The 23,415-nt window shown below is 64.9% G+C and carries 38 protein-coding genes; 23 read left to right on the plus strand and 15 right to left on the minus strand.

Translation table 11 applies throughout. The annotated features are described in order from the left end of the window. Position 1: 1 nt before the first annotated feature. The 15 genes from ARC63_RS12070 to ARC63_RS12140 form a co-directional block, all read right to left on the minus strand. Positions 2-496 (minus strand): hypothetical protein, encoded by a 495-nt coding sequence (locus ARC63_RS12070; RefSeq protein WP_049397716.1) that lies wholly within the window; start codon positions 494-496, stop codon positions 2-4. A 160-nt stretch (positions 497-656) separates the two neighbouring features. Then, entirely contained in the window at positions 657-1,601 is a 945-nt protein-coding gene (locus ARC63_RS12075) for a major capsid protein (protein ID WP_024957619.1), read from the minus strand. Between the two features lie 25 nt (positions 1,602-1,626). After that, the gene (locus ARC63_RS12080) at positions 1,627-1,968 is read right to left on the minus strand and encodes a capsid cement protein (RefSeq protein WP_024957618.1); all 342 of its coding nucleotides are present in this window, start codon (positions 1,966-1,968) and stop codon (positions 1,627-1,629) included. Between the two features lie 22 nt (positions 1,969-1,990). Further along, the gene (locus ARC63_RS12085) at positions 1,991-3,196 is read right to left on the minus strand and encodes a hypothetical protein (protein ID WP_057503422.1); all 1,206 of its coding nucleotides are present in this window, start codon (positions 3,194-3,196) and stop codon (positions 1,991-1,993) included. Positions 3,197-3,492: 296 nt separating this feature from the next. After that, the gene (locus ARC63_RS12090) at positions 3,493-4,062 is read right to left on the minus strand and encodes a phage virion morphogenesis protein (protein ID WP_057503423.1); all 570 of its coding nucleotides are present in this window, start codon (positions 4,060-4,062) and stop codon (positions 3,493-3,495) included. Then, positions 4,062-5,339: a phage head morphogenesis protein gene (locus tag ARC63_RS12095; RefSeq protein WP_049450996.1), complete on the minus strand. Its 1,278-nt coding sequence runs from the start codon at positions 5,337-5,339 to the stop codon at positions 4,062-4,064. The genes ARC63_RS12090 and ARC63_RS12095 overlap by 1 nt, the downstream gene beginning before the upstream one ends. 3 nt (positions 5,340-5,342) lie before the next feature. Further along, positions 5,343-6,869: a DUF935 domain-containing protein gene (locus ARC63_RS12100; RefSeq protein WP_049397722.1), complete on the minus strand. Its 1,527-nt coding sequence runs from the start codon at positions 6,867-6,869 to the stop codon at positions 5,343-5,345. Then, positions 6,866-8,602, minus strand: coding sequence for a hypothetical protein (locus ARC63_RS12105; RefSeq protein WP_057503424.1), 1,737 nt, complete (start codon positions 8,600-8,602; stop codon positions 6,866-6,868). Before ARC63_RS12105 ends, ARC63_RS12100 begins: the two co-directional genes overlap by 4 nt. Then, positions 8,603-9,151: a DUF3486 family protein gene (locus ARC63_RS12110; RefSeq protein ID WP_049397724.1), complete on the minus strand. Its 549-nt coding sequence runs from the start codon at positions 9,149-9,151 to the stop codon at positions 8,603-8,605. It abuts the gene before it with no gap. Positions 9,152-9,164: 13 nt separating this feature from the next. Next, positions 9,165-9,488 carry a hypothetical protein gene (locus tag ARC63_RS12115; protein WP_024957611.1) on the minus strand — a complete coding sequence of 108 codons (324 nt, stop codon included), beginning with the start codon at positions 9,486-9,488 and terminating at the stop codon, positions 9,165-9,167. Then, positions 9,485-9,802, minus strand: a complete 318-nt coding sequence (locus tag ARC63_RS12120; protein ID WP_049397725.1) for a hypothetical protein — start codon at positions 9,800-9,802, stop codon at positions 9,485-9,487. Before ARC63_RS12120 ends, ARC63_RS12115 begins: the two co-directional genes overlap by 4 nt. Next, the gene (locus ARC63_RS12125; RefSeq protein WP_057503444.1) at positions 9,799-10,305 is read right to left on the minus strand and encodes a lysis system spanin subunit; all 507 of its coding nucleotides are present in this window, start codon (positions 10,303-10,305) and stop codon (positions 9,799-9,801) included. Before ARC63_RS12125 ends, ARC63_RS12120 begins: the two co-directional genes overlap by 4 nt. Further along, the gene (locus ARC63_RS12130; RefSeq protein WP_231298638.1) at positions 10,305-10,964 is read right to left on the minus strand and encodes a lysozyme; all 660 of its coding nucleotides are present in this window, start codon (positions 10,962-10,964) and stop codon (positions 10,305-10,307) included. Before ARC63_RS12130 ends, ARC63_RS12125 begins: the two co-directional genes overlap by 1 nt. A gap of 77 nt (positions 10,965-11,041) precedes the next feature. After that, entirely contained in the window at positions 11,042-11,461 is a 420-nt protein-coding gene (locus ARC63_RS12135) for a hypothetical protein (protein ID WP_049403063.1), read from the minus strand. Between the two features lie 78 nt (positions 11,462-11,539). Further along, on the minus strand, positions 11,540-11,911 hold the full coding sequence (locus tag ARC63_RS12140) for a helix-turn-helix domain-containing protein (RefSeq protein WP_024957606.1): 372 nt from the start codon (positions 11,909-11,911) through the stop codon (positions 11,540-11,542). 113 nt (positions 11,912-12,024) lie between these two features. On the opposite strand from ARC63_RS12140, the gene ARC63_RS12145 reads away from it, so the two are divergent. From ARC63_RS12145 to ARC63_RS12255, 23 genes are all read left to right on the plus strand, one after another. Then, positions 12,025-12,234 carry a hypothetical protein gene (locus ARC63_RS12145; RefSeq protein ID WP_057503426.1) on the plus strand — a complete coding sequence of 70 codons (210 nt, stop codon included), beginning with the start codon at positions 12,025-12,027 and terminating at the stop codon, positions 12,232-12,234. After that, positions 12,231-12,464, plus strand: a complete 234-nt coding sequence (locus ARC63_RS12150) for a hypothetical protein (RefSeq protein WP_057503427.1) — start codon at positions 12,231-12,233, stop codon at positions 12,462-12,464. The genes ARC63_RS12145 and ARC63_RS12150 overlap by 4 nt, the downstream gene beginning before the upstream one ends. Next, positions 12,461-12,754, plus strand: coding sequence for a helix-turn-helix domain-containing protein (locus ARC63_RS12155; protein ID WP_008267142.1), 294 nt, complete (start codon positions 12,461-12,463; stop codon positions 12,752-12,754). The genes ARC63_RS12150 and ARC63_RS12155 overlap by 4 nt, the downstream gene beginning before the upstream one ends. After that, complete coding sequence (locus ARC63_RS12160) at positions 12,754-13,686, plus strand: hypothetical protein (protein WP_139042420.1); 933 nt, start codon at positions 12,754-12,756, stop codon at positions 13,684-13,686. The genes ARC63_RS12155 and ARC63_RS12160 overlap by 1 nt, the downstream gene beginning before the upstream one ends. Before the next feature lies 1 nt (position 13,687). Beyond that, on the plus strand, positions 13,688-15,490 hold the full coding sequence (locus ARC63_RS12165) for a DDE-type integrase/transposase/recombinase (RefSeq protein WP_057503429.1): 1,803 nt from the start codon (positions 13,688-13,690) through the stop codon (positions 15,488-15,490). Then, positions 15,487-16,662 (plus strand): ExeA family protein, encoded by a 1,176-nt coding sequence (locus ARC63_RS12170; RefSeq protein WP_057503430.1) that lies wholly within the window; start codon positions 15,487-15,489, stop codon positions 16,660-16,662. The genes ARC63_RS12165 and ARC63_RS12170 overlap by 4 nt, the downstream gene beginning before the upstream one ends. A 1-nt stretch (position 16,663) precedes the next feature. Continuing rightward, complete coding sequence (locus ARC63_RS12175) at positions 16,664-17,062, plus strand: hypothetical protein (RefSeq protein ID WP_057503431.1); 399 nt, start codon at positions 16,664-16,666, stop codon at positions 17,060-17,062. A 1-nt stretch (position 17,063) separates the two neighbouring features. Beyond that, entirely contained in the window at positions 17,064-17,300 is a 237-nt protein-coding gene (locus ARC63_RS12180) for a hypothetical protein (protein WP_057503432.1), read from the plus strand. A gap of 25 nt (positions 17,301-17,325) precedes the next feature. Then, on the plus strand, positions 17,326-17,535 hold the full coding sequence (locus tag ARC63_RS12185) for a hypothetical protein (RefSeq protein WP_057503433.1): 210 nt from the start codon (positions 17,326-17,328) through the stop codon (positions 17,533-17,535). Next, entirely contained in the window at positions 17,535-17,843 is a 309-nt protein-coding gene (locus ARC63_RS12190) for a hypothetical protein (RefSeq protein ID WP_139042421.1), read from the plus strand. The genes ARC63_RS12185 and ARC63_RS12190 overlap by 1 nt, the downstream gene beginning before the upstream one ends. Before the next feature lies 1 nt (position 17,844). Further along, positions 17,845-18,234 carry a hypothetical protein gene (locus tag ARC63_RS12195; RefSeq protein WP_024957596.1) on the plus strand — a complete coding sequence of 130 codons (390 nt, stop codon included), beginning with the start codon at positions 17,845-17,847 and terminating at the stop codon, positions 18,232-18,234. After that, the gene (locus ARC63_RS12200; protein ID WP_040006676.1) at positions 18,224-18,499 is read left to right on the plus strand and encodes a hypothetical protein; all 276 of its coding nucleotides are present in this window, start codon (positions 18,224-18,226) and stop codon (positions 18,497-18,499) included. Before ARC63_RS12195 ends, ARC63_RS12200 begins: the two co-directional genes overlap by 11 nt. Then, the gene (locus ARC63_RS12205) at positions 18,492-18,719 is read left to right on the plus strand and encodes a hypothetical protein (protein ID WP_049397735.1); all 228 of its coding nucleotides are present in this window, start codon (positions 18,492-18,494) and stop codon (positions 18,717-18,719) included. The genes ARC63_RS12200 and ARC63_RS12205 overlap by 8 nt, the downstream gene beginning before the upstream one ends. After that, positions 18,716-19,195 carry a hypothetical protein gene (locus tag ARC63_RS12210; protein WP_057503435.1) on the plus strand — a complete coding sequence of 160 codons (480 nt, stop codon included), beginning with the start codon at positions 18,716-18,718 and terminating at the stop codon, positions 19,193-19,195. The genes ARC63_RS12205 and ARC63_RS12210 overlap by 4 nt, the downstream gene beginning before the upstream one ends. Continuing rightward, the gene (locus ARC63_RS12215) at positions 19,195-19,449 is read left to right on the plus strand and encodes a hypothetical protein (RefSeq protein WP_049397737.1); all 255 of its coding nucleotides are present in this window, start codon (positions 19,195-19,197) and stop codon (positions 19,447-19,449) included. The genes ARC63_RS12210 and ARC63_RS12215 overlap by 1 nt, the downstream gene beginning before the upstream one ends. Then, positions 19,446-20,057 (plus strand): DUF3164 family protein, encoded by a 612-nt coding sequence (locus ARC63_RS12220; RefSeq protein WP_049397738.1) that lies wholly within the window; start codon positions 19,446-19,448, stop codon positions 20,055-20,057. Before ARC63_RS12215 ends, ARC63_RS12220 begins: the two co-directional genes overlap by 4 nt. A gap of 1 nt (position 20,058) precedes the next feature. Next, a complete protein-coding gene (locus ARC63_RS12225; protein WP_057503436.1) occupies positions 20,059-20,481 on the plus strand; it encodes a hypothetical protein in 423 nt (140 codons plus the stop codon). A 92-nt stretch (positions 20,482-20,573) separates the two neighbouring features. Next, complete coding sequence (locus ARC63_RS12230; RefSeq protein WP_064968340.1) at positions 20,574-20,873, plus strand: hypothetical protein; 300 nt, start codon at positions 20,574-20,576, stop codon at positions 20,871-20,873. Beyond that, positions 20,873-21,118 (plus strand): hypothetical protein, encoded by a 246-nt coding sequence (locus tag ARC63_RS12235; RefSeq protein ID WP_057503437.1) that lies wholly within the window; start codon positions 20,873-20,875, stop codon positions 21,116-21,118. Before ARC63_RS12230 ends, ARC63_RS12235 begins: the two co-directional genes overlap by 1 nt. Beyond that, the gene (locus tag ARC63_RS12240; protein WP_057503438.1) at positions 21,105-22,022 is read left to right on the plus strand and encodes a recombination-associated protein RdgC; all 918 of its coding nucleotides are present in this window, start codon (positions 21,105-21,107) and stop codon (positions 22,020-22,022) included. Before ARC63_RS12235 ends, ARC63_RS12240 begins: the two co-directional genes overlap by 14 nt. After that, entirely contained in the window at positions 22,015-22,491 is a 477-nt protein-coding gene (locus ARC63_RS12245) for a hypothetical protein (protein WP_139042422.1), read from the plus strand. Before ARC63_RS12240 ends, ARC63_RS12245 begins: the two co-directional genes overlap by 8 nt. After that, the gene (locus ARC63_RS12250) at positions 22,443-22,952 is read left to right on the plus strand and encodes a regulatory protein GemA (protein WP_139042423.1); all 510 of its coding nucleotides are present in this window, start codon (positions 22,443-22,445) and stop codon (positions 22,950-22,952) included. Before ARC63_RS12245 ends, ARC63_RS12250 begins: the two co-directional genes overlap by 49 nt. Beyond that, a complete protein-coding gene (locus ARC63_RS12255; protein ID WP_152907779.1) occupies positions 22,949-23,305 on the plus strand; it encodes a Mor transcription activator family protein in 357 nt (118 codons plus the stop codon). The genes ARC63_RS12250 and ARC63_RS12255 overlap by 4 nt, the downstream gene beginning before the upstream one ends. Positions 23,306-23,415: the final 110 nt, after the last annotated feature.

The raw sequence follows: 23,415 nt of genomic DNA on the forward strand, positions 1-23,415 counted from the left end.
GTTACTCCAGCTCTTCCGGGGCGACCGGGTCGTCACCGAGGACACCGGCATCCTGGTAGGCCTGCGCCTCTTCCCACGTCATCTCGATCCACGCCGGCGGCTTGACGACGACGTCGTTGTGCTTGAACGGGCTGAGTACTTCAAAGCACATAGGCAGCCAGAGACCATCAGAAACCAGTGCATTGGGCGAATCGCCTCCACCGGCGGCAACCCCAATGGTGATGTCGGCTTCCGGCGACGGAGCACCCGCGTCGATGGCGGCGTCCTGGTCCGCTGCCGGATGGTCAGCCTGCAGCGGGTCGACGGCAGCACCATCGCCTGCGGAGGCCGCCGACGTGGCGGTCTCCAGCTCACTGTGGCCTTGCTCCGGCACCAAGCCGTCCGTCGCCGGCGGTGCGTCGGCAGTCTTGTCTTCCGTGACGACTGGCACGTCGGCCGGCTGGTCGTCCTGGACGGTCTTGGGTGCGCTGGGCGGCGCAGTGCGGGGCTTGGCCACGACGAGTTCTCCGAATAGGTGTGGTGCCGTGCTCTCCGGCTGTCACGCATGTTTCGCTGTGCTCCGCACGGCCAGGCCCGCGTTTGCCTGGTGCTGCCGCTCGCTGGGTTGTACGGGTAAGGCGGCAACTGCGCCGACTATCCTTCGCCGGCGCCGGTCATCAGTTGCCTGCGCCGCTGATCAGATAGCCGGCGGCCATGCCTGCCAGGACCGGGGTGGCATCGTTGCTGACCCCGTAGATCCAGCTCTTGGCACTGTTGTCCCAGTAGGGAACTTCGACCAAGGGCATGCCTTCGATGCGATAGCCATAGCCGTAGCTGGGCTCCTCGACGTTGGCGTTCACGTCAGCGCCAGGGCTGACGTAGGCCAGAACAGCCGAAGTACCCCAGACATCACCGAATGCGCCATTGTCATCGGCCACCACACCGCCGCCGACGACGATGTTGTCGATCTCGAAAACCTGCTTGAGCAGATCCAAGGTGACCTTGCGAATGCCGGTGCTGGCCGAGCGATCAATCAGCTTTGGATGCTGCTTGAGCTGCTTGAACGCCTTGGCAGACAACAGCATGGTGTTGGGATACAGACCGATGCTGTCACGCACAGCTTCCTTGCCGGTTTCGACGTCCTGCGCAGGATTCGAAGCAGCGTTGGACCACACGTTGTTGCCAGCCAGCGCGACTTTGTGGTCGTTGTCGTAGTTGGCTGCATTGGTGGCGATCTTGGCGCTGTCCACCTCGTACTCCAGCAGCAGCGAGCGCAGCACGATGTTCACGGCCCGGGTGCTCAGGTTGATCCCCGGCACCTGGCTTGCATCTCGCATATGTTCACGCGGCACCGGCGCTTCCAGTGCGCTCGGGACGATGGCGTACGGCTTGCCCTCATAGCCGAAGCGGATGCGCTTGGTATTGGCACCGGGGGCACGCTTGGCGTTGTAGATCTTGAAGGACTCCTTGCCGAACTCGATCACCTGGCCGCCATAGGCGGCGACGTCGGCGAAGGGGAAAAGCGCGGTGGCCACGAGCTGCGCCTGGCGGTAGCCACGGGCGTGTTCGGAAAGGATCGGGTCAACGACGCGAACCTGGCCGGGGGTCATTTGTCCAGACATGTAAATCTCCTACGGCACTAGCCGGTCAGTTCGGGATGAGGATCACTTCGAGGACATCGCCATCGGCGGTGGCCGTGGCGCCAGGCGCCGCACGGGCAACGACCTTGCCGGCGTCGGCGGTGATGGCCTTGCCATCGGCACCCACCTGGAGGGCGGCGCCGGCAGCGATTGCGCCACCTGCGGTCACTTGCGTGGTGCCCAAGACGTCGACCGGCGCCAACTGCCCGACGGCGGCATCCGAGCGCGCAACCCCGCAGGCGTTGCCGCCGGCAGCGGCGACTTCACCGGTCGGCGAGACGAAGCGGTTGTGGGTGAGGGCTGCCGCGGCCAGCACGGACAGCGTGAGCAGAGCGATGTTCTGGGACATGGTGGGCTCCTGGATGGGAAGGTCAGCCGCCGACCGCGGCGACTGCAGCCGCCCAGGACGTGCCGGGGTGCTGCTGCTGGTAGGCCTTGGCCTGGTTGAACAGATCCGCGCGGCCAGCATCGACATGCGTGCCCGGGGGCGCGGCGAAGTTCGCCGCTGCGTTGGGTGCGTCGCCACCGGACTTCTCGCCGAAGTCCACTGCCTTGGGCAGGCTGGTCAGCAGCTCGCGCAGGACCGACTCAGCTGGCTTGGACACCGTCGTTTCGCCCTCGGCGAAGTTCAGCGGTTCCTTGCCATTGGGCTGGGCCAGCAGCAGCTCCACCACCGCCGGCTGCTGACGGGGCAGCAGCTTGCCTTCCTTCACCAGGCCTTCGGCGAACGCCACCGCGTCTTCGCGTCGGGCCGCCTGCTCACGGGCAGCGAGGGCCTTCTCGCGAGCGTCCAGGGTGGAAGCCTGCTGGTCGAGCTGCTGCTGGCGCTGGGCGTGCTCGGGGTTGTTCTGCTGGGACATGGGGTCGATCTCCGATTTGACCTGTTCACGAGTAGGAGGCGTTGCCGGGATGAGCGCAGGCGCGCCGATGGCGCTGCGCGGGAACTGGGTGAGCAATGGCGACGCAAAGAGGGCCGAGTTGCGCGCTCCGTCGTCATCGCGTGTGCTGCTCTCGATCCCACGGATCTGCCAGTCGGGAATGACCTGGTCGGCCGTCTCAAGGCCTTGGGTGTCGATCAGCCAGTCGCGGAAGCGGCGGAACAGATCCGTCAGCGTCCAGCCCAGCGGGGCCAGCGACATGGCAAAGCAGGCGGCATCGTCGCCCTCAGCGAACGAGGCCGACTTGAGCCCTTTCACTGCCGGCGGCTGCGCGCCCAGGAAGCCTATGTGGCGCAGGTAGTACTTGCCCGGCGTCGGGTTGCCCGGCGAATCGGGCATGAAGATCGAAGCGCTGATCTTCTTGAAGCGACCGTTGTTGGCCAGCTCCGCGAACGCAGGATCGACCTGATGCGGTTCGGCCATCAGGAGGCCGTCCTTGGCCTGAAGGGTTTTGCCCCAGCCATAGGCCGGATCGTCGGTCTTGGGATGGCCCACCACGATGGGTGCTTCATGCAGTGCCGGATCGTAGCTATCGGCGATCTGCTGCACATCCGCTTCGCTGAAGGTCAGCGTGCGGCCGTCTTCGGCAACGTGCGTGCCGGCTTTGAAGATCTGCAGGGTGGCGGCGGGCTGGTTCATGCCGCCAGTTTTCCCGCGTCAGAACACGCTGTCTTTGAAACTGGTTTCCAACTTTCCCGGGCAGCGACAGATTGGTTCATGTCGCCAGTTTTCCCGCAGTGCCGTCTCACGCATTGGGACCGCATCCTGCAAGAAACGTCTAACAGAGATGGACGATCCGCGTGCAGTGATCTTGTTGCGCGGATGCAGGCACCGACGTGGCCTTCAGAGGCGTGTCAGACACCAAGCAGCCGCCGATGACGTCCGAGTGTGGCGGCCCCAGCATGGAGGCGTACACAGCGCCTCCTGCGCGATGATCACTCGAAGGCGCCGCTCACGTGATCTTGGGCGATATCCAGCAACTCCTTCTCATCCTCGCGACTGACACCAAGCCACGGACGAGCAGCGATGGTGTTCGTGTACGAGGGCATTGTGACCGAGCGCTTGTAGCGCGCGTTCCTACGACTGGCTTTGACGAACCGGCTGCCGCCCTTACCCGTCTTCAGGTGGATGTTGGCCGGACGCGCGCCGCGTTGGATGGTGCCGCCGAATTGGTGGATGGCGCCATAGGGTGCATTGGTACCGACCAGGACGGCATCGTTCCCGTCCGTTTGCCATGAAGCCATGTCACCGAGCATGTGGAAATCGAACTTCAGAATCGGCACGCCGGGGCGCTTCTTCTGTTTCCAGCGTTTGTAGCTGGGCTCAAGCGCGCGCCATCGACGTCCAGTCGGGTCCCGCTCCTTTGCGGCCCGCTCGCGCGTGGACCTCAGCAGGTACTCGCCCCAGTCCTTCAAGATCAGTTGGCGCGCCTCGCCCTCCAGCTGCCGCAGCGCATCGGCCAGACCAGGTGTTGCCGAATCAAGGGTGACTTCAAACTGCGCCATCAGATCTCTCCCTGCAGCAGCTGCAGCGTGCCATCGGCAACGCCGCGCTGGAGTTCGGCGGGCATCAGCATCTGCAGCTGGGACTGCACCGTGCTGACGCCCGTTTCCGAGATGGCCACATCGACCACCATGAAGGCAGGACGCCCCACCGCCAGCACATAGCGCAAGCGGCCTGCGGCAGCGTCCAGCAGGATGGCCACCGCATCGAGAAGGCGGATGGGCAGCTCGGCTGCGGCGATGGCCACCGCGCCAGGTCGAGTGATGGGGAGCTGGTCGGCCAACACAGCAAAGGCCGCCGTCGCTGGGCGAACGGCGGCACGCTGCAGCTGCGAAACCAGTCCGGGCGACAGTGCTCCGGCCAGGTAGCGGGCAGCGTGGGCAGCATCGCCATCAATGCTGGTCAGCCAGCTGGCATAGCCGGCCTGCAGCGCATCCCTGGCGCGCGGCCGCGCCAAGGCCTGAGCAGCGCTGGCAGCCGCTGGCGCCGCCGGCAACCGTGCTCCCGTCTCCAGGGCGTTCTGCAGAGCGGAGGTCAGTTGCCCAGTCAATGACGGCGGGGTGACCGGACCGCCACGCCCACCGGGCCAGTGATCGGCCGTTGCGCCGGGTGCGTAGCCGAACCCAGGATCGACGCCTGCCGGCGTCAGCACAGTGCGCGGCCCACCAGGACTGCGCTGCCCGATGGTCACCGACTGCATCACGATCTCGGGGGCCGTGTCAGGACCATCCTTGCCCAACCGGCGCAGGTCGCGCTCGTTGAGCGCATCGACATAGCACTGGCAGCCCCAGCCGTTGGCTGGATAGTGGTAGCGCCACCACGGATCGTCGTGGCGCAGCACCAGGCCATTCCACGACACGTGCAGCGGCCGAGGGTGCTCGACGGCGTCGTTGTGGTTGTAGCGCCAGAACGGCCGCACCTTGATCAGCTGCTGCAGTTGGGCCCAGCGTCCGGCGTTGTAACTCTGGCGCAGGTTGGTCTCGTAGATCACCCGCGAGCGCCAGTTCCGACCGCCGTTGTAATCCCAACCATGCGTGGCCACGATCCGGTCGAAGTCCTCCCGGAACTGCTGAAGAGTCCGCCCCTCAGCAATGACCCGATCGATGGATTGCCGGAAGTCCGCCAGCAGAGCGTCACGGTTGGCACCGGCCACCATGAAGCTGGAGTCGTGCTCCGACTCCCAAACGTCCAGGTAGCTCTCGGTGAGCACGTTCTTCTTGCGACGGAAGAACTCGATCTGCTCCCGGAACGGAAGTTGAGCGTAGGCAACCCCGGCCATTGATCAGTCTCCCGCGCCCTGAATGTCGGTACGGCCAGCCAGCGTCGCGGCCGTCATCGCATCGGCCATCACCGAGGCGTAGTCGTCCAGGGTCATGTTCGGGTGCAGCTCAAACAGCCGGTCGCGCAATTGCTCCAGCGAGTCGACCTCATCGACCAGCTGGCGGATCTGCTCGACCCATCCAGCACCAATGGGCGACAGCCGGCGATCGAGCTGCTGGCCCAGCTCGACAGCGGGATCGGGCGTCTTCGGGGTGCCGTCGGCAAAGGCGGCGGGATAGTGCCTGCGCAGCAAGCTGACCACCGCACCGCCGGCGTCGGCGAACTGGGCGCCATCGATCGCCGTCGGTACCGCAGGCGGATCCTGCGGCGCCTGGACAGGCTCGTAGTTGTCGCCGTAGGTCTGATCCATGTAGACCTGCTTGGGCTTGTAGCCCAGGTCAAGGATCTTCTTGTCACGGCTGGCGGTAGCGTCCAGATCCTCCGGCTCTTCCGTGACGCGATAGACCCGAGGAATGGCCGCGCCAGGGAAGTTCCATTCGGTGAGCCAGCGCGCTGGGCCCTTGTTGAAGGACTCGCACACCAGGTCGGCATCGGAGGTGATGATGTCGCGGCGCACCTCGCGCTGCAGCTGGTCGTTGCCCAACTTGCCTGGCGTGCCTTGGGTGCTGGCGGTCTGGCCCAGCACCACCTTCTGGATGGTGGCATCCATGTAGTCCTGCAGGGCCTTGTAGTCGGCCGTGCCACTACGTCCGGCCTCCAGCAACGCCAGCTCCATTCCCTTGGGCATGATGATGCCGCTGTCGGTCTGGATCGCGCGCGTGGCCTGCAGCAGCTTGGCCTTATCCACATCGTTTGCTTCGGCGTCGTACTTGCCCACCGCAGTGGGCATGCCGAACTTCTCCAGGAAGATCAGCCAGAACTTGAGCCCGTTGCGCTTGAACAGCACCGGCCAGTACAGCCAGTGCGCCAAGCCGAGGCCGTACGGCTCATCGTCGTGGTCGGCACCGGAGCAGAAGTTCCAGAAATAGGGCGCGTGCGCCGGCACGCCCTCGGTCATCTGGGTCTGGGTGAGCAGGCGCAGATCACCTTCCTTGCCGTAACGGAAGCGCCGACGGTTACGAACCTTGATGTCCTTCAGGCCGATGCGAGTACCGTCGACCTTGTACAGGATCTCCGCCACGCCATAGCCGTAGAACACGCCGAAGAGCATCTTGCGGGTGACGTTGTCCCAGCCGATGCCATGCAGCTGCTCCTGCAGATACTCTGCCGCCTGGCGGTCGATACGCTTCTCGCCGCCGGGCTCCACCTGCCATTCGCAGGCCACCACCGAATCCTGGCGGGAGCCGAAGGTGGTCTTCACCTCCGGGTCGGACAGCACCTGTTCGTAGATCTGAAGGTCGTAGCCGCCGCGGTTGCGCAGGACACTGTCAAAGGGCAGCAGCAGTGGCCCGGTGTAACCACGGGTGATGTCGATGCCATCGGCAGTGGTGGCAATCTCGCGGCCGATCTCTGGGCGGGCGGTGGTCATGCATATCCTCCAAAATCATTTCCGCCGCTGACCGTGCCGAAGGCATCATCGGTCACGACGGTGGCCACGCCGTCTGCTCGGCCGTCGCCGATGTAGGCGCGCGCGCCGGCTGCCTGGAACTCAATGGGCACCGAGGTGACGTGGTTGAGTGCGGCAAACTGCATCAGCACGCCGGCGATCGCGCCGTCGCCGTGGCGCACCAGCTCCGGATCCTGCAGGTCCTTGCGCTCCAGACGCGGCACCATCGGGATACCGTCGACGTACTCCACCGCGCGGTGGTCGTCTTCCAGGGACGCGTCCCTGGGCAGGCTGAGGAAGCCGTCTTCGAACAGCGCGATGTACTTGGGCATCCATTCGCCGTACCAGGGGCGCGACAGGGTGACCTCGTGGATTGGGCCACCGATGTAGCGGCCGGTCCCGGTATCGAGCTCAGCCCGGCCGTAGCGGTCGCCGGTGTACTCCATCAAGGTCTGGCCGGGGCCAGTGGCATCGCCGGCGAATGACCAGCGGCCAGGGAATCCTTCCTTCAGCGCGTCCAGCAGCGCCCACAGGATCTGCTCCTGCTGGCGGGTGGGCGCGTTGGCCATCTCGATCAGGAACGGCACGTCGCGGCGCAGATCCTGACCGACCTTGGCAGGCTTGATGACCGAGAAGTGACGGTGGCGCGCGAAGTCCATGCCGATCGCCCAGCGCCCGGTGAACCCGGCCACCGCAGCACGGAGCACTGGCAGCAGCGTGGTGGCGATCCAGACCGAGCACCAGATCTCGCGCTCCTTCTCAGAGCGCTTGGGGAAGTCATCATCGAAGACCAGGCGCAGCACTGGCCGGGCCTCGGGCATGGCCCGATCGATCCAGACCGAGGGGATGGCTGAGCCATCGCCATCGCGCGGGATGACGTCCAGCTCCTCGCGCATGGCGGCCTTGCGCGGGCCGTAGGCCGAGCGAATCGCGGTGTACCACTCCTTCTTGCCCTCGGCGGTGGCCACCTTGCCACGCATAGCGCAGACCCGCTCGTACAGGCCATTGGACACCGCATCATCGAAGCTGATGCGGATGACCCCGGCCTTCTTGCCGTAGCGGCCGGCCTGGACGTCCTGCACCAGCTGATTGAACGGGTTCTTCTTGCCGCGGTGGGTGGACCACACGCGGATGCGGCCGCCCCAGATCAGCAGGGCGGTGGCCGACTCGAGCACCTTGGCCACGTCCTTGTGCAGCGCCGCTTCGTCCAGGTCGACCACGCCCTGCAGGCCGTGGATGTTCTCCGGGCGCGAGGACAGTGCCGTGATACGGAAACCACTGGCGAAGCGAACCCGGAATGCCTGGATCTGCCGACTGGTGCCGTCGGGCTGCTGGTCCTGGAAGATGTGCTGCTCGATCCGCGAGGCCTGGCCTCGAGCGATGATCGGCGCGAACTTGGCCACGTAGCCAATGAACTCCAGACCCTTTTCCTTGGTGTCGGCCATGTACCACACGTTGTCGCCGCCGGCGTCCTTGGCAGAGGCTGCGGTGATGGTGTCGCTCAACGCCTGGGCGAAGGTGATGCCGGTACGACGCCCCTTCTCGCAGACCGCGATATCCAGCCCTTCCTGCATCCGGATCCATTCGGACTGATGGGCCATCAGCACGCCAGCCTTACTGATGTCGAAGTTGGCCGAAATGGCGCGCACGCTCTCGGGCAACTCATCCCAGTCCAGGATGCGCTCGGTATCGGGCAGGGAACCGAGTGCGCTCACTTAGCCGACCCCATGCAGCACTTGGTTCTTCCAGAAATCCACCCCGGCAGCGTCCAGGCCCTGTGCGCGTGCCGCTTCCTCAACCCGGCTGGCAGCGTCGATCAGCGCCTTCTGGCGGATCTCACCGGCCCACTTCTCGCGCACGATGGAAGAGCGGGTCAGTTCAGCAATGGCCTTGGCCGCCTTGCTGTACAGCGCAATGCGATCGGCTGGGGAAATGCTCTCATCGTCCTGGTCGGCCGCTTCCTGGAACTGCAGCAGCGCTTCGAACAGGTCGGTCTGCAGCAGGCCCAGCAGTGCACTGCCGCGCTCGGCGGCATTATCCGGCGCCTGCTCGGCTACCAGTTTCATGGCCTCGGTGCTGGCGCTGATCGAAGCCAGACGGCGCTTGAGCCGCTTGGCGCGTTCGTTGACGGTGGTCTTGCTGATCTCATAGCCCTGCTCGCCGAGCCATTCGGACAGCGAGATGCTGCCGCCGAAGGCATTGGCGACCAGGCGCCGATCCAGCTCGTCGCGCACCTCGGCCGGCAATAGGTCGATCTTGCTCACGGGAGGCATGGGATCACCAGTACTTCGGTGGGCGCGCGATGCCCGGCCCGCAGTCGATGCTGTACTCGACAATATCCACACCGTGGCGCGTCAGCTCAGCCGACCACGGCCCCGAAGGGGATTTGGTGATGTCGATCAGGCGGCGGGTGTCCAGGTAATCCAGCTCCCTGCGCACTTCCAAAGCGGTGGCATCCGGATACATGTCCTGGGCGGCGCCGGCCAGGACGGCTTCGCCGATCGGATAGGGGCGAGAGCGATCCAGCACCAGCAGCATCAGCCAGCGCAGCTGCTCCCGGCGCAACTTGCCCAGATCCGGGCCCTGATTTCCGTGACTCACGGCGTGTTCCCCTTGCTTTGCATGTTCGTGATCTTCGAGGCCACTGCATCGAGCTTTGCCTCGATGACGCTCTGCCCGCGGGCATAGTCCTCGCGGCGGACGTATTCCTTCGCAACTTCCAGGCGGAAGTCGGTGAGGTGGCTCTCAACCTCGCGCCAGCGCTTGCTGTCGTTAATCAGGATGGCCAACTGCTGATCAGTGCGTTGCTGCAGCTGGTTGACCAGCCAGCGACCGCCGGCGATCAGGCCGCCGAGCAGGGTGATGCCGATGCCGGCGAACCACACCAGGTAGAGCGGCTGCACTTCAACGATCATGGGTTGGCCTCGACGGAAGGGTGCTGTCCGGTGAGGACACCGATGACGCGCTGGCAGGCCCGGACGTGGTTGTCGGCGTCGCGTCCGACTCGAACAAGATCGCCCGCGACCTCTGCTCGTAGTTGGGCGCTCGCATCACGTTCGACGGCGCCAGAGACGGCTTGGGACAGGCGAGCGGTGTGGCAGGTGGCGAGGTCGTTGCGCAGCCTGAGATCGCCAGTACGCACGTCAGCCACAACAGCAGCAGGGACGTACGCGGACGCCTCCCGATCATTTTCATGTTCGTCTCCGATCTGGGCCATCGCCTTGGCCTGGGTGTGCTCGATGTCACGAGCGCTGCGCTCGTCTTCCAGCTGCGATTGAAGGGTGGTCACGCGCTGCTGGGACGTGGCGTCGCGAGCCTGGGCATCCAAGGCATTGCCGCGGTAGAGAAGGGCCGCGGCAATGGCCACCAGCAGGAGCACCAGCAGCAGGGCGATCGTTACGATCAGTGCGCGAATCATCAGTACCGGCCCTCGCACATCGCGCGCTCAGCCGTGCGGCGGCGTTCAAGTCCTTTGTATGGCCGGCCGCCGGCGTTGGCCCAGTTGCTTAGCTGGGCACATGCAAGATCCCAGCGACCTTGGTTGGCGTAGACGCGGATGCGCGGCTGCTGGCCGTTGCGCAGGGTACACAGGCCGTCCTTCACCCCGGCGCCGCCAGGGCCCACGTTGAAGGTGAAGGACGTCAGGGCAGCCGCCTGATAGTCCGTCATCGGCGCCTTGATGCAGCTCTGTACGGTGTTCCAGGCAACACCAAGGTCCGACTGGAGCAGGTGCTCGCATTCGGCGCGGGTGTAGGTGCGCTGTTCGACGTTTGCCGTATGGCCGTAGCAAACCGTCAGTTTGCCGACTACATCGCGGTAGGGCTGGGCCGAGTAGCCCTCAAAGGGCTGTACCAGCCCGAGCAGCAACGCCAGCATGGTCGCCAGCATTCCACCCGCGATGGGCAGTGCTTTGTTACCGGGTTGCTCTGCTGCCATGCGCCATCTCCAGGGAAAGATGGCCGACGGGCAGACGAGGATGCCCGTCGGCCAGGTGCGCCATGCGCACACCAAACCGATGGGCAGAGTTTCAGTCTTTGACTGATCGTCGTCTTTGAAACTGGTTTCGAGGAACCTCACGCGCGCGCGTGAGAGTGTGGCCTTTCATTGCGATCAACATCACAACGGGCGGACCGTCAGATCTCGATCGCCCCGAGTCAGTCTGGAACAGCTCGTGAATTCACTTGGTTCTGTTGCCTGTGCGCGTGCTCGGCAGCAGGCTGACTGAAAAGCCTCTCGAGATCCTCAGGCGGGAGCTGGATGCCATCCATTTGGAAAATTCTCTGGAATGTTCCATCCGTATTGAAGACCAGGATGACCTGCTTACTGGAGCTGCGCACATTGCCAGTCCAAAGACTGGCTTTCGACTGGATGTATTGCCAGGTGTAGCCAGTAGCGCCGCTTGCCCCAACCGATGATCGCAGTGGCGGCGCTTCCAAGAGGGCGGCCGCCTCGCTCAGCGTTGTTTTTCCGATGACTAGATGCTTGAGATTCTGGTCTTTGAAGTCCTGGCCAATTACCGCCTTTGCACCGAGCAAGACCAACAGAACCGCGAGCGAAAAAACCAGCTTCTTCATGACGCCTCCTTGTCCGATTTGAATTCTGCGCCTTGAAAAATGCGCCCTTTAAAGCTCAACAGCAGGTCATCTACGGACTCAGGTCTTTGGCTTACGCAGTCCCCGAGAAGACCCTTCTTGGGTTTCCTTTGCCAGCAGTGCAGTCAGCATGTTCAAGGCCATTACGCGACCGGGATCGGACAGCGCCCAGAACGTATCCACCACGTCATTGAACTGCTCTATCTCAGTGTCCGTCATGCCAGGGCGCGCGATGCTGCGTTGCCCCGTCAGCACGTAAAGCGGATCCACTCCCGCATCAGCAAGCGCAGCCAGCTTGGCGGCAGGAGGGCTGGATGCATCTCTTTGCCAATCAATCACGGTGTTCTTCTTCGCGCCAGCGAGTTCTGCGAACTCAGGCAGCGTGAGGCCCAAGCGTTCCCGCTCGCTCTTCAGACGGGTTCCGATCGTCATACGAAATTCCATGCCATATGTGTTGACAGGCACGGAAATCCGTACCATGATTACTTCCACTGGCAGCGCCCAAAGCAGCCAACCAATGGAACAAGGATCAAAGGATACACGCGATGAGCGAACCCGCCCCCAGCCTGGATCTTCACCTCAAGGTCCGCACCGCCTTCGTTGGCAAGGGCACCAGTCTCCGCGGCTGGTGCATGAAGAACGGCGTCCCGCCGCAGAACGCCCGAGACGTCCTCATCGGACGCTGGAATGGCCCGAAGGGTCAGGCCCTGCGGCGCCGGCTGCTGAAGGCCGCAGGCCTGAGCGCCTCAGCATGAGCACCGCCGGCCGCCCCCTGGACGAAGTCCCGACCCGCGAACTGGAGCTGTTGCTTGCCTCGGCCCGTGACCAGTACGCCACCGCTGTGAACAACTGGCAGTGCGCCGTCGAATCGGACGAGCCGCTGGCCAACACCCTGCCGCTGGCTGGTGCCGTGGACGCGGCCGATCGCCGCGCCGTTCGCATCCTGAAGGAGCTGGCCCGCCGCCAGCAGGGAGCTGCGGCATGAGCGAGCAAAGCATCTTCGCCCGCCTGCTGTTCGCCTTGGCCGGGCACAGCCGCACCGGCCTGCGCCTGAAACCCATTGCCGACGGCATCGGCGAATCCCCCAGCACCACGCTGCGCAACCTGCAGCGATTGGCCGAGGACGGCCTGGTCGAGCGCTCCCCCTTCGACCAGGACAACTGGCGCCTGTCCCCCCGAATTGTCCAGATCGCCCTGGCCCATCAGGCCGAGGTGGCCCGTGAAGAACGGCAGCTGGACGACTTCAAGAACCGCTACAGCCGTAGCCCCAACTGATGACGAGGATCGAAATGGCAGAGAAGCAATCCACCAAGCGCGGCGCCAAGCCGCTCGCCCAGGCCGAGCCGGTAGGCACGGAACTGGACACGGGCAAGCTGGTCGAGCGCAGCCAGGAACTGCAGGTGATGGCGCAGGCCGAGGCGCAGGTGAAGAGCCTGGCCACCACGCTGGGCTACGCAGGTGCCTTGGACACCGAATCGCTCTGGAGCATGGTCGAGTACCGCCAACGCCGCTCCGTCGAGGACATCCTCGAAATGGGCCGGGGCCTGCTGCTCATCAAAGAGCAGACCGCGCATGGTGAGTTCCAAGAACAGATTGCGACGCGAGGGTTCAACTACCGGACGGCGGCGCGCCTGATGACCGTCGCCCTGAAGTTCTCCAAAAGTGACACGGTGTCACTTTTGAAGGCCGCCGGCACCCAGGCCAAGGTCCTGGAACTGGCGGTTCTGGACGACGAAGACCTGCAGGCGCTGGAGTCCGGCGACTCGGTTGCAGGCATAACCGTGGACGATGTGGAGCGCATGAGCGCCAGCCAGTTGCGCGCCGCCTTGCGCGAAGCCAGGGCAGATGCCGACGCAAAAGATCAGCGCATCAACAAGTTGAGCGAGGATCTGAACAAGGAGTCTGAGAAGACCCTCAAGGCACAACGTCGCTGGAAGTCCGCCACTCCTGACGAGCAGCTGGTCACCCTCAAACAGTCGGTCACAGAGGCAGAGCAGAACGTGTTGGCCGCCATCGGCAGCCCGAACAGCGGCCTGCGTGCCTCGATCCAAGCACTGGCCGACTTCGCCTGCGACAACCACGTCGAGGAAGATGCGGCGCTGTTCCTGAGCAACGTGATCGGCCGCCTCCTCACTTCGGTACGCATCGCCCGCGACGATGAGGAACTGGCCATCGCGATCCCTGTCACCAACGACGCGGGGATCTGACGTGTCCGAGGTCCTCATCCAGGCTGCGGCCAGCCAGTTGCTGGCCGCGCCGCACGGCAGCAAGGGGCGCATCGCCTCCGCGCTGGCCGAGCAGCTGGGATGCTCGGTCCAGACGGCCTACCGTCACCTGTCGAAGGTGACGGCGGCCCTCAAACCCCGCAAGCGCAGGTCCGATGCGGGCGAACTGTCACTTACCCGTGACGAAGCGGCCTCGATCGCGGCCATCGTGGAGGAAACCCGTCGCCTGACCGGTACCGGCGCGCTGCCGGTCGAGGAGGCCGTGGATGCCTTGCGTGCCAACGGCAGGATCGAGGCAATGCGCGTGGACAAGGCGACGGGCGAGATTGTCCCGCTGAGCACCTCGGCGATCTGTCGCGCCATCCGCCATTACGGCTTCCACCGTGACCAGCTGGCAGCGGCCACACCGGCTGCACGGCTGTCCTCCCCGCATCCCAACCACCTGTGGCAGATCGACGCCTCGGTCAGCCGCCAGTTCTACCTGGCTGATGACGGCACACGGGTGATGGACAAGCGCGAGTTCTATCGCGGCAAGCCCGGCAACTTCACCAAGATCGCAGAGCGCCGCCTGTGGCGCTATGCGATCACCGACCATGCCAGCGGTGCGATCGAGCTGTTCTACGTGCTGGGTGCCGAAAGCAGCGCCAACCTGCTGTCGGCCCTGATCCACGCAATGACACGGCGCGAAATCGGCACGATGCATGGCGTTCCCAAGCTGCTGATGATGGATCCCGGCAGTGCCATGACGGCCACCAGCACCAGCAGCTTCCTGGCGGCCTGCGGCATCGAAACGATCATCAACGAAGTCGGCAATGCACGCGCCAAGGGTCAGGTCGAGAACGCGAATTACCTGATCGAAACCCACTTCGAGGCCCTGCTCAAGCTGCGTGCACCGGTCACCAGTCTGGAGGAAATCAATACCCTGGCCCAGCAGTGGGCACAGGCCTATAACGCCACCCGCATCCACAGCCGCACCGGCTACACGCGCCGTGATGGGTGGCTGCGCATCACCCAGGACCAGCTGCGCCTGGCACCGGCCGTGGAAGTGCTGCGACAGCTGGCCACCAGCGCGCCCAAGGCCTGCACCGTACGCGATTGCATGATCCGCTTCCGGGCACAGCAGTACGACGTGCGTGGGGTGCCGGGACTGATCAACGGTCAGCGCGTAGACGTGGTGGTCAATGCTCTGGATCCGGAGGGCAGCGTACGCGTGCTGATGCCGGGCACACAGGACTGCGCGCCTGTGCACTACATCGCACCGCGCATCGGACGCGACGACTGGGGCTTCCTGGACAGCGCTGCCCGGGTTGGCACGGAGTACCGGACCGCTCCGGAGACGCCGGCCGACGCAGCTCGCAAGGAACTGGATCGGCTGGCCATGCAGGTTCACACCGATGCTGAGGCCGCTGTGGCACGCAAGGCTAAGCGCGTGGCCTTCGGGGGGCAGGTGGATCCGATGAAGCACCTGCGCGAAGCCAATGTGACGCCGAGCCTGCCGCGCTCGGGCCGCATCGCCCAGGTTGATGCACCACAGGTGCTGGCGGCCCAGCGCATCGAGCCTGCGCCGATCCGCGCCGAGCTGCCGCCACTGAACCATGTGGAAGCGGCAATGCGCCTGAAGCCACTGGTGGAGGCAGCCGGTTCGACCTGGTCGCCTGACCACTATGCCCGCACCGCCCAGCGCTGGCCGGAAGGCCTGCCGGTGGATCAGGTCGAATCCTGGGCGCAGGCCTTGGCGTCGCCTGAGCGTGGCGGCCTGCGCCTGGTGGAAGGAGGTGCTGCATGACGCTGCGTCTGAAGCGCCTGCTCACCGATGCAGGTATTAAGCAGGGCGTGCTGGCCACAGCCGCCGGCCTGAGTCGACCGGCCCTCAATGCCCTGATCAATCACGGCCAGCTACCCACCAGCTGCGATCCGGCAGCGGTGCGCGCTGCCATCAGTTCCTGTCTGACCCAGCACGGCGTGACCGACGCCCACTGGCATGAAAAGGAGGGGCCGACGTGCTCCAACACGCCGGCCCCGGTTTCCCCAACGCAAGACACCGATAACGACAACGACATTCACGACGAGGAAGATCCCATGCTACTGCGTTTTCAGGCATTGACCCCACAGGCCAAGCGCCACTTCGGCCTGACCACCAATCCTTTCGCCGATCCAGCCAGCGCCGAAGACGTGTTCCTCTCTCCGGATATCCGCTATGTCCGCGAGAGCATGTACCAGGTTGCCCGCCACGGCGGCTTCGCTGCGGTGATCGGCGAGAGCGGTGCCGGCAAGAGCACGCTGTGCGAAGACCTGGTCGATCGCATCCAGCGCGAGGAACAGGCCGTCATTGTGATCAAGCCCTACGTGCTGGCCAGCGAAGGCAGCGATGCGGTGGGCAAGACCCTGCGCAGCCACCACATCGCCGAGGCGATCATGGCCACCGTCGCGCCACTGGCCAAGCCGAAGAGCAGTCCCGAGGCCCGCTTCCGCCAGTTGCACGAATCGATGCGTGACAGCGCCCGCGCAGGTCACAGCCACGTCCTGGTGATCGAGGAGGCCCACAGCCTGCCGATGCCAACCCTGAATCACCTCAAGCGCTTCCGCGAGCTAAAGGACGGCCTGCGCCCGCTGCTGTCGGTGATCCTGATCGGCCAGCCGGAGCTGGCCGTGAAGCTCTCCGAGCACAACCCGGCAGTACGCGAAGTAGTACAGCGCATCGAGATCATCACGCTGCCGCCGCTGGACAACGAGCTGGGTGCCTACCTGGCGCATCGCTTCAAGCGCGCCCAGGTGCCGCTGGACAAGGTGGTGGAACAGAGCGCCATCGACGCGCTGCGCACCAAGCTGGTTCCCTCACGCGGTGCGGGCTCGCTGCTCTACCCGCTGGCCGTCCAGAACGCGCTCACCGCCGCGATGAACCGCGCCGCTGACCTGGGCGTGCCGACCGTCACCGCTGACGTCGTGCGGGGGGTGTGAGATGCGCTCGGATCTGACCATTTCGCTCAAAACTGCCCTTGACCTTGTCGCTGATGAACGTCACCGGCAGGTCAATGAGAAGGGCTATTCCGCCGAGCACGACGACGAGCACGCGCAGGAGGAACTTGCAGCAGCTGCGGCCTTCTATCTGCTCCCGTCGTGGATGAACCAGGACGTTGTCAGTGTCGATGCGAACGGTGCGATGGAAATCGCCCCACTTCAGCAGTTGGTTGCCGGCAGTGCCTTCAACCCCAGCGCTTGGGAAGGCCTCAGTCGACTGGAGGACGATCCCGAGGATGACGTTGAGACCCGCATTCAGAACGTCGTTCGCGGACTGGCCCTTGGCACCGCAGAGCTGGAACGACTGTTGCGCCTTCGCGACGAACAGGAGGGCTGCTGATATGGCGATCCGAACTGAAGGCTGGCCGGCGGTAGAAGCAATGGTGAGGACGCCGCAGGGCGAAGTGTGGCCGTTCGCCACCCAAGCCATCCTGATTCCCTTCGAAATGCAGGACAAGCCCGAGCCGATCAACGTGGACATCCTGCAGGTGGTGATCATGCCGCGCGCCAACTGGGAACGCATCACTGCCCATGTGCCGGCCGAGGTACTGCAGCGCGAGGGGGTGACGCGTGGCTGACCCTACCGCTGAGGAACTCGGTCCCATGCGGGAGTTTGCACTGCGCCTGCTACGCGAAGCCGAGCTGCCGCATCGCCAAGTGACCGTTATGCACCGGGATATCTTTGCCAAGGCTGGCATCGTCTGGCAGGACGGCCAGGACATGAACTTGGTTCTTTCTGGCTTGAATACGTGGCAGCTGCTCGCGCTGATCTATCAGCTGCGCGACGGTGACGAAGATGAGGAGGAGGAATGATGGCCGTTCCGACCCTCCAGCGTTGCCTTGGCCAGGTGCACAACCGCAAGCGCCACAGCGCCCGGCACCCCCAGCGAAAGAAGTCCATCGGGGTGCTGGTGCAGGACTGCCACATGTTCCCCACAGCATCGCGAGTGGGGGCTATCCAGGTACAGGACCCTGACTCCAGACGTGAGTACCTGATCGAGGCGTGGATCCACACCGGCGTGCTGGTGATCTCGCAGAGCACCAACAAGCGCTGGCTGCTGGAACTGGACGAGATTCTGGACCTGGCGATTGCCGCCGGCATTGATCGGGGGGCCATCTGACATGCAGCTGGCCCTGCTACCGCAAGAGCTGTCCCCACAGACGGTGCTTTTGCAGCTGCAGGGCCGTCGCGGCGCCGTCAACGGCATCACCGCCCGCGACCTGGTGCAGCAGATCACCTCACGTACCAGCACCGCCGACGAGCGCCGCCTGCGCCAGATCATCGAGCAGCTGCGGCGCGAGGGGCACCCGATCTGCGCCCACCCGGCTCACGGTTACCACCTTGCCGCCAGTGCGGCCGAACTGGACCGCGCCTGCACCTTCCTGGTCGGGCGCGCCATGACCTCCCTGGAGCAGGTCAGCGCGATGAAGCGCGTTGCGCTCCCGGATCTGTACGGACAACTCGGGCTGGACAAGCCCGCTACCGACGAGGAATCCAACCATGAACCATGAACGTAACTCCGATGTGCTGTATGCCGCCGCGAACACTGCCCGCGAGCTGGAGAACAGCGGCATCGAGATCCTGGGCCTGCACAGCAATGGCCGTCGCGCCGTGCTGATTCTGGACCGCCCTCCCACGATGGTGGGTGGCCACCTCAAGCGCCGCCAACCCAACGGCAGCGGCGGGCAGGACCGCGTGATGGCAGCTGAGTACCAGGGCGTGCAGCTGGAGTGGACCCAGCGTCCTCCGATGCTGCGGGAGGTGGCTCATGGCTGAGCGCGGCCAGTTCCTGGTGGTCCCTGCTGAGTGGGTGGGTGGCGACACCTTCACCGACTCGGCCAAGGCGATCGAAGACGCCCAGGCCCGCAGCAAGGTCGACGGCAAGCACCGCGCAGTGGTTTGCGTGGTCGCTCGCACCACGCCCAGCCCTGCACCGGTCATCGTGCTGACGCGTACGGAAGCCGGCATCACCCAACCGCAGGTGGTTCAGCCATGAGCGCCATCCCCAGCGTCGCAATGCAGCACGCTATCGCCCTGTCACTGGGTGCCAGCGTGGTCCGTTCTGCGGATCTGATCGATCGGGTGATGGAGCACGGCTTCCATTACCGCGGCTATGTGTCCAACGCGGTCGCCAAGGCGGTGCGGTGCGGAATGATCCTGCGCGTTGGCGAAGGGGTGGCCCGCAACTACCGCCTCAACCCCGACTGGAAGATCGACCAGGCGGCGTTGGCGGCCGCGCAGGCGCAGCGTGTGCGTGGTACCCGGCCGGGTATGACAGGGGCGCAGAAGGCCCGCTCTGCTGCCGGGGGCTACGAAGGTCCCGCCTTCGACAAAGACCCGCTGACGCCTTCCATCGGCACCGTGTGTCAGTCCCAGGAGGATCTGGAAGGCGAGCTGCCGCCTTACCTCGGTGGTCGCCTGGTCGATTCGCTGCATAACCACTTCGATCGCATCTTCGGCGGGGTGGAGTGATGGCACGCACCGGCCGCCAGCGCTACGACCACCTGCGCGCGATGCGCTTTGCGCTGTGGGCTCGTACTCAGAACCCGCGCCAGCTTACCCCGCAGCGCATTTCCGGCCTGCTCGGCATCTCGCTGGATGCCGCCCGCCGCTGGCGCGCCGACTGGTTCACCGCAACCAGCCCTATCCACGTCGAAGGCGTCCCCGACGTCCTTCGACCCACTCAACCGTTTGTCACCCCCGCCGCCCAAGGAGGCGCCCAATGACCCCATCCATTCCCGAAGGCTACCGCGAGGACCGTAACGGTCGGCTGGTGCCCGAGGCACAGATCAAGCCGATCGATCTGGCGCGTGACCAGCTCGTGCAGGAGAAGATCCAGCGCGCCCTGCAGCTGCGCGAAGCCCTGCGCACCTTCAAAGCGGATACGTTCGCCGATATCGGCGCGTTCGTGCAGCTCAGCGGCGAGCAGTACGGCGCCAAGATCGGCGGCGACAAGGGCAACGTCAGCCTGTATTCCTACGATGGCCGCTTCAAGATCCTGCGCGCCTGCCAGGACACCATCCAGTTCGATGAGCGCCTGCAGGCCGCCAAGGCACTGATCGATGAGTGCCTCAACGACTGGACCGAAGGCTCGCGCGCCGAGCTGCGCACCCTGGTCAACAGCGCCTTCAAGGTGGGCCAGGACGGCAGCATCAAGACTGCAGAGGTGCTGTCACTTCGCCGGCTGCAGTTCGATGACGCCCGCTGGCAGCGGGCAATGACCGCGATCAGTGATGCGGTGACGGTGGTGGGCAGCAAGACCTACGTGCGGTTCTACGAGCGCGACGCACGTGGCCAGTACCAGCCGATTTCTCTCGACGTGGCCGGAGTCTGACATGCCGAAGATCCGAGACACCTGCACCTTCCGCTTCGACGGCGTTCGCGGTGCACTCAATGCCAGCACCTTGGCCCTGGCGGTGGAGATCGCCGACCGAGCGGCGCGGGCCGACGTCGAGATCCACGCTCTGGCAGTCGAGCTGGACGGGTTGCGCTTTTTCGACGCCGCCTGCGGCAACGTCCAAGGCGAAGACGCGACCGCTGCTCGCTATGCCGTCCGTCAGGCAGTGCGGTACATCGAGGCGCGCGGGGACGCATTGCCCTGGCGCCTGAAGCGCCACATCTCCCAGCCGGCGCTTCTGCACTTTGAAGAACGCACCGACCCCGAGGTGGCCAGCACCGGGCCGCGTCATGCCTGCGTCAACTGCGACATGCCCACCGGTGCGCCCGAGTCGCCCATGTGCGGCCCGTGCGCCCAGTAGGCAGTGACTGAGATGGCCGCCGCGCTGGCTGCCGCCAACCAACGTTTGGATCTGATCCATGAGGTTCAGAAATCCATCTGCGAGGTGCAATTGTGATCGCGTACTGCTGGGCCAATGGCCAGATCGGCTTCGGGACAAACGTGCCGGATGGCGCCATTTTCATTGCCGAAGGGAGCAGCACGCAGCTGCGCAAGGTGATCTCAGTCGTTGCTAGGCACGGAAAGGGAGCCATGCAGGGGATGCTGGTTGTGCCGGGCGTGCCAGAGGCAGACACGCAGCAGGCAAAGGGTGACGCGCTGGGCGCCTGGTTGGCGTGGTGCGGCCAGCATCCGCGCCGGCTGCGCTGGGGTGGCATGTCCGCCGTGACCGTTTATCTGAAGGAGAACACCTGATGGGCCAGATCCATCTCACCCGCCCCAACTGCGAGACGCTTCTTCAGGACGCGTCCACTGAACCCGGTATGCGCGCTGTGGCAGCACTCGGGGTCGCCTTCTTCGAAGTCAACGATCAGGCCGGGAAGCTCGATGGTACCCACCGGGGCATCTGTCTGAAGTTGATCTACATGTGCCAGGAGGCCATCCACACCGCCGAGCGCGACGCCTATGAAGGCGAGGAGGACGACGATGCTGATGCGTAACCTGGTGCTGTTCCGCTTCCCGACCAGCACCGACTTCTCCGAAGTCGAATCCGTGCTGCCGTATGGCGTTCTGAAGCCGGTTGGACCGCTCGAAATGAACTCGCGCGGCTTCATTTCCCCCTTCGGCCGCGAGGAGCAGGAGCACCTGTCCTGCCGGCAGGGCAATTTCCTCTGGCTGACGGTGGGTGGCGAGGACAAGATCCTGCCCGGCGCGGTGGTCAACCGTGCGCTGGAGAGCCGTCTTCAGATCATGGAACAGGAACAGGGCCGCCGACCAGGTGGTCGCGAGCGCAAGCACATGAAGGACGACATCTTGCACGAGCTGCTGCCCAAGGCCTTCGTCAAGAACACCCGCCACGACGCGATCCTGGACCTGACCCACGGCTATGTGGCTGTGGATACCTCCAGCCGCAAGGTGGGCGAGGCCTTCGTGTCCGATATCCGTGGCCTGCTGGGCGGCTTCCCGGCAATCCCGCTGAACGCTCAGGTGGCACCGCGCTCGATCCTGACCGGCTGGATCGCTGGCGAGCCGCTGCCGGACGGGCTATCCCTTGGAGAGTCCGCCGAGTTGCGCGATCCGGTCGAGGGTGGCGCCAAGGTGCGCTGCAGCGACCAGGAACTGCGCAGCGACGAGATCGACAAGCACCTGGATGCCGGCAAGCAGGTCACCAAGCTGGCGCTGGTGCTGGAGGACGCGCTGTCCTTCGAGCTGGGCGATGACCTGGTGGTGCGAAAGCTGAAGTTCCTGGACGGTGCGCTCTCGCAGTTGGAGCAAGCCGACGCCGATAGCCATCGCGCCGAGGTCGATGCCCGCTTCGCCCTCCAGAGCGGTGAGATTCGCCGCCTGTTCCTGGTGCTGGAACAGGCCTTCAAGCTTTCCGATGCGGAGGTGCAACGTGGATGAGACCGTGTACGACGCGGCATGGCGGGCCTACAAGGCCGCGCCTCGCGCCGTGGCCAACGGCCCGTCACGCTCAGCCGTTCGAGCGGCGGTGGATGCAGTTCTTGGCTACCTGATGCCGCCTGGTTCGACGCCAGCGTTCTTCGCCGACCGCGAACTGCGGCGGGCAGTGGCGGCGGACCTCATGGAGATGGGCAGTGAGAGCCAGCGCGGCTACTGGCCGGCCATGCGGGCAACCTACACGGTCCCGCTCTTCCGGTTCCCGCCAGAGCTGGCCGCGAGTAAGGGGCCGCTGATCCGTCGTGATCCGCTGACAAAGAAGTCCCAGGTGGCCACCGTCCTGAAGGACGGTGGCCGTATCGTGCCTGGCGCGCGCGAAGGGCTGCTGCAGTTGCTGGACCATGCGGGTCAGGAAGTGCCGGCATGGCAGACCGCCCTCCGGTCCGCTCAGGGCGCAAGGAGCAAGGCATGACGCGCATTCGCAAGGCCGGCGACGGCCGTAACCGGGTGCTGGCCGCGATCCACGCCGGCGCCAAGAAGCTCGGTCTCTCCGAGGACGTCTACCGTGACCTGGTTGAGCGCGTCTCCAAGGAGCACGGGGCCGCCCAGCGAAGCGCCGGCAAATGCGATCGCCGGCAGCTCGATGCGATCGCCAACGAGCTGCGTCGCCTGGGTGGAATTCCCGCCAAGGCGACGTACGCAGCCAAACGTTGGGCAGGCCGCCCCAAGGGCGACCTGTCCCCTCAGCTGTCCAAGATCGAAGCCCTGCTGGCTGATTCGGGGCGTGAGTGGGAATATGCCCATTCGGTGGCCCGCCACATGTTCAAGGTAGGACGCCTGGAATGGTGCAACCCGGATCAGTTGTCCAAAGTGATTGCCGCTCTTCAGATCGATGCCAATCGCCGCGCCCGGCGGGAGGCCCCTTCGGCATGAAGTCGATGGAGGCCCGCCGCAACGAGCTCTTGGCCAATGCCGCTTCGGCGGCGGCTACGGCTGCGCGTGCGCTCGGCCTCGGTGACGACTTCGCAGAGCAGATCGGCGCGGCGGTGGCGGACACCTTGGCCGAAGACTGGGGCGGCCAGACCATCTACTTTCCCCAGGACGCCTCATTCAAGCTCAGCCCACGCGAGCGTGAGATACTGGACGCCCACCGCAATGGGGCTACAGTTCCGGGCTTGGCGAAGCGATACAGAATGTCTGAGCAAGGGATCCGCAAGCTGCTCGCCAGGGCGAACTTCCGGGATCGTAACCTCAATCAGATGAGTCTGTTCCGCACAGCACCCTGATTGCACCAGGCGCAATGGCTTTCCATCTTGATCCGCCATTGCCAGCTTTCTTCCGGGGTCTTCCGGCTAGATATCTCGCAGCCCCCCCTGATATATCTCACCCCTGAACA

Source organism: Stenotrophomonas geniculata ATCC 19374 = JCM 13324 (assembly GCF_001431625.1).
Taxonomy (GTDB): domain Bacteria; phylum Pseudomonadota; class Gammaproteobacteria; order Xanthomonadales; family Xanthomonadaceae; genus Stenotrophomonas; species Stenotrophomonas geniculata.

Coding starts and splice junctions, on each gene's coding strand:
- ARC63_RS12125 (WP_057503444.1), bottom strand. CDS start 10,305: ATGATTCGCGCACTGATCGTAACGATCGCCCTGCTGCTGGTGCTCCTG.
- ARC63_RS12075 (WP_024957619.1), bottom strand. CDS start 1,601: ATGTCTGGACAAATGACCCCCGGCCAGGTTCGCGTCGTTGACCCGATC.
- ARC63_RS12225 (WP_057503436.1), top strand. CDS start 20,059: ATGCCGAAGATCCGAGACACCTGCACCTTCCGCTTCGACGGCGTTCGC.
- ARC63_RS12150 (WP_057503427.1), top strand. CDS start 12,231: ATGAGCACCGCCGGCCGCCCCCTGGACGAAGTCCCGACCCGCGAACTG.
- ARC63_RS12205 (WP_049397735.1), top strand. CDS start 18,492: ATGGCTGAGCGCGGCCAGTTCCTGGTGGTCCCTGCTGAGTGGGTGGGT.
- ARC63_RS12120 (WP_049397725.1), bottom strand. CDS start 9,802: ATGATCGTTGAAGTGCAGCCGCTCTACCTGGTGTGGTTCGCCGGCATC.
- ARC63_RS12085 (WP_057503422.1), bottom strand. CDS start 3,196: ATGAACCAGCCCGCCGCCACCCTGCAGATCTTCAAAGCCGGCACGCAC.
- ARC63_RS12145 (WP_057503426.1), top strand. CDS start 12,025: ATGAGCGAACCCGCCCCCAGCCTGGATCTTCACCTCAAGGTCCGCACC.
- ARC63_RS12170 (WP_057503430.1), top strand. CDS start 15,487: ATGACGCTGCGTCTGAAGCGCCTGCTCACCGATGCAGGTATTAAGCAG.
- ARC63_RS12215 (WP_049397737.1), top strand. CDS start 19,195: ATGGCACGCACCGGCCGCCAGCGCTACGACCACCTGCGCGCGATGCGC.
- ARC63_RS12255 (WP_152907779.1), top strand. CDS start 22,949: ATGAAGTCGATGGAGGCCCGCCGCAACGAGCTCTTGGCCAATGCCGCT.
- ARC63_RS12195 (WP_024957596.1), top strand. CDS start 17,845: ATGCAGCTGGCCCTGCTACCGCAAGAGCTGTCCCCACAGACGGTGCTT.
- ARC63_RS12080 (WP_024957618.1), bottom strand. CDS start 1,968: ATGTCCCAGAACATCGCTCTGCTCACGCTGTCCGTGCTGGCCGCGGCA.
- ARC63_RS12135 (WP_049403063.1), bottom strand. CDS start 11,461: ATGAAGAAGCTGGTTTTTTCGCTCGCGGTTCTGTTGGTCTTGCTCGGT.
- ARC63_RS12235 (WP_057503437.1), top strand. CDS start 20,873: ATGGGCCAGATCCATCTCACCCGCCCCAACTGCGAGACGCTTCTTCAG.
- ARC63_RS12250 (WP_139042423.1), top strand. CDS start 22,443: ATGGCAGACCGCCCTCCGGTCCGCTCAGGGCGCAAGGAGCAAGGCATG.
- ARC63_RS12095 (WP_049450996.1), bottom strand. CDS start 5,339: ATGGCCGGGGTTGCCTACGCTCAACTTCCGTTCCGGGAGCAGATCGAG.
- ARC63_RS12210 (WP_057503435.1), top strand. CDS start 18,716: ATGAGCGCCATCCCCAGCGTCGCAATGCAGCACGCTATCGCCCTGTCA.
- ARC63_RS12090 (WP_057503423.1), bottom strand. CDS start 4,062: ATGGCGCAGTTTGAAGTCACCCTTGATTCGGCAACACCTGGTCTGGCC.
- ARC63_RS12240 (WP_057503438.1), top strand. CDS start 21,105: ATGCTGATGCGTAACCTGGTGCTGTTCCGCTTCCCGACCAGCACCGAC.
- ARC63_RS12220 (WP_049397738.1), top strand. CDS start 19,446: ATGACCCCATCCATTCCCGAAGGCTACCGCGAGGACCGTAACGGTCGG.
- ARC63_RS12200 (WP_040006676.1), top strand. CDS start 18,224: ATGAACCATGAACGTAACTCCGATGTGCTGTATGCCGCCGCGAACACT.
- ARC63_RS12155 (WP_008267142.1), top strand. CDS start 12,461: ATGAGCGAGCAAAGCATCTTCGCCCGCCTGCTGTTCGCCTTGGCCGGG.
- ARC63_RS12185 (WP_057503433.1), top strand. CDS start 17,326: ATGCGGGAGTTTGCACTGCGCCTGCTACGCGAAGCCGAGCTGCCGCAT.
- ARC63_RS12140 (WP_024957606.1), bottom strand. CDS start 11,911: ATGACGATCGGAACCCGTCTGAAGAGCGAGCGGGAACGCTTGGGCCTC.
- ARC63_RS12180 (WP_057503432.1), top strand. CDS start 17,064: ATGGCGATCCGAACTGAAGGCTGGCCGGCGGTAGAAGCAATGGTGAGG.
- ARC63_RS12175 (WP_057503431.1), top strand. CDS start 16,664: ATGCGCTCGGATCTGACCATTTCGCTCAAAACTGCCCTTGACCTTGTC.
- ARC63_RS12100 (WP_049397722.1), bottom strand. CDS start 6,869: ATGACCACCGCCCGCCCAGAGATCGGCCGCGAGATTGCCACCACTGCC.
- ARC63_RS12160 (WP_139042420.1), top strand. CDS start 12,754: ATGACGAGGATCGAAATGGCAGAGAAGCAATCCACCAAGCGCGGCGCC.
- ARC63_RS12190 (WP_139042421.1), top strand. CDS start 17,535: ATGGCCGTTCCGACCCTCCAGCGTTGCCTTGGCCAGGTGCACAACCGC.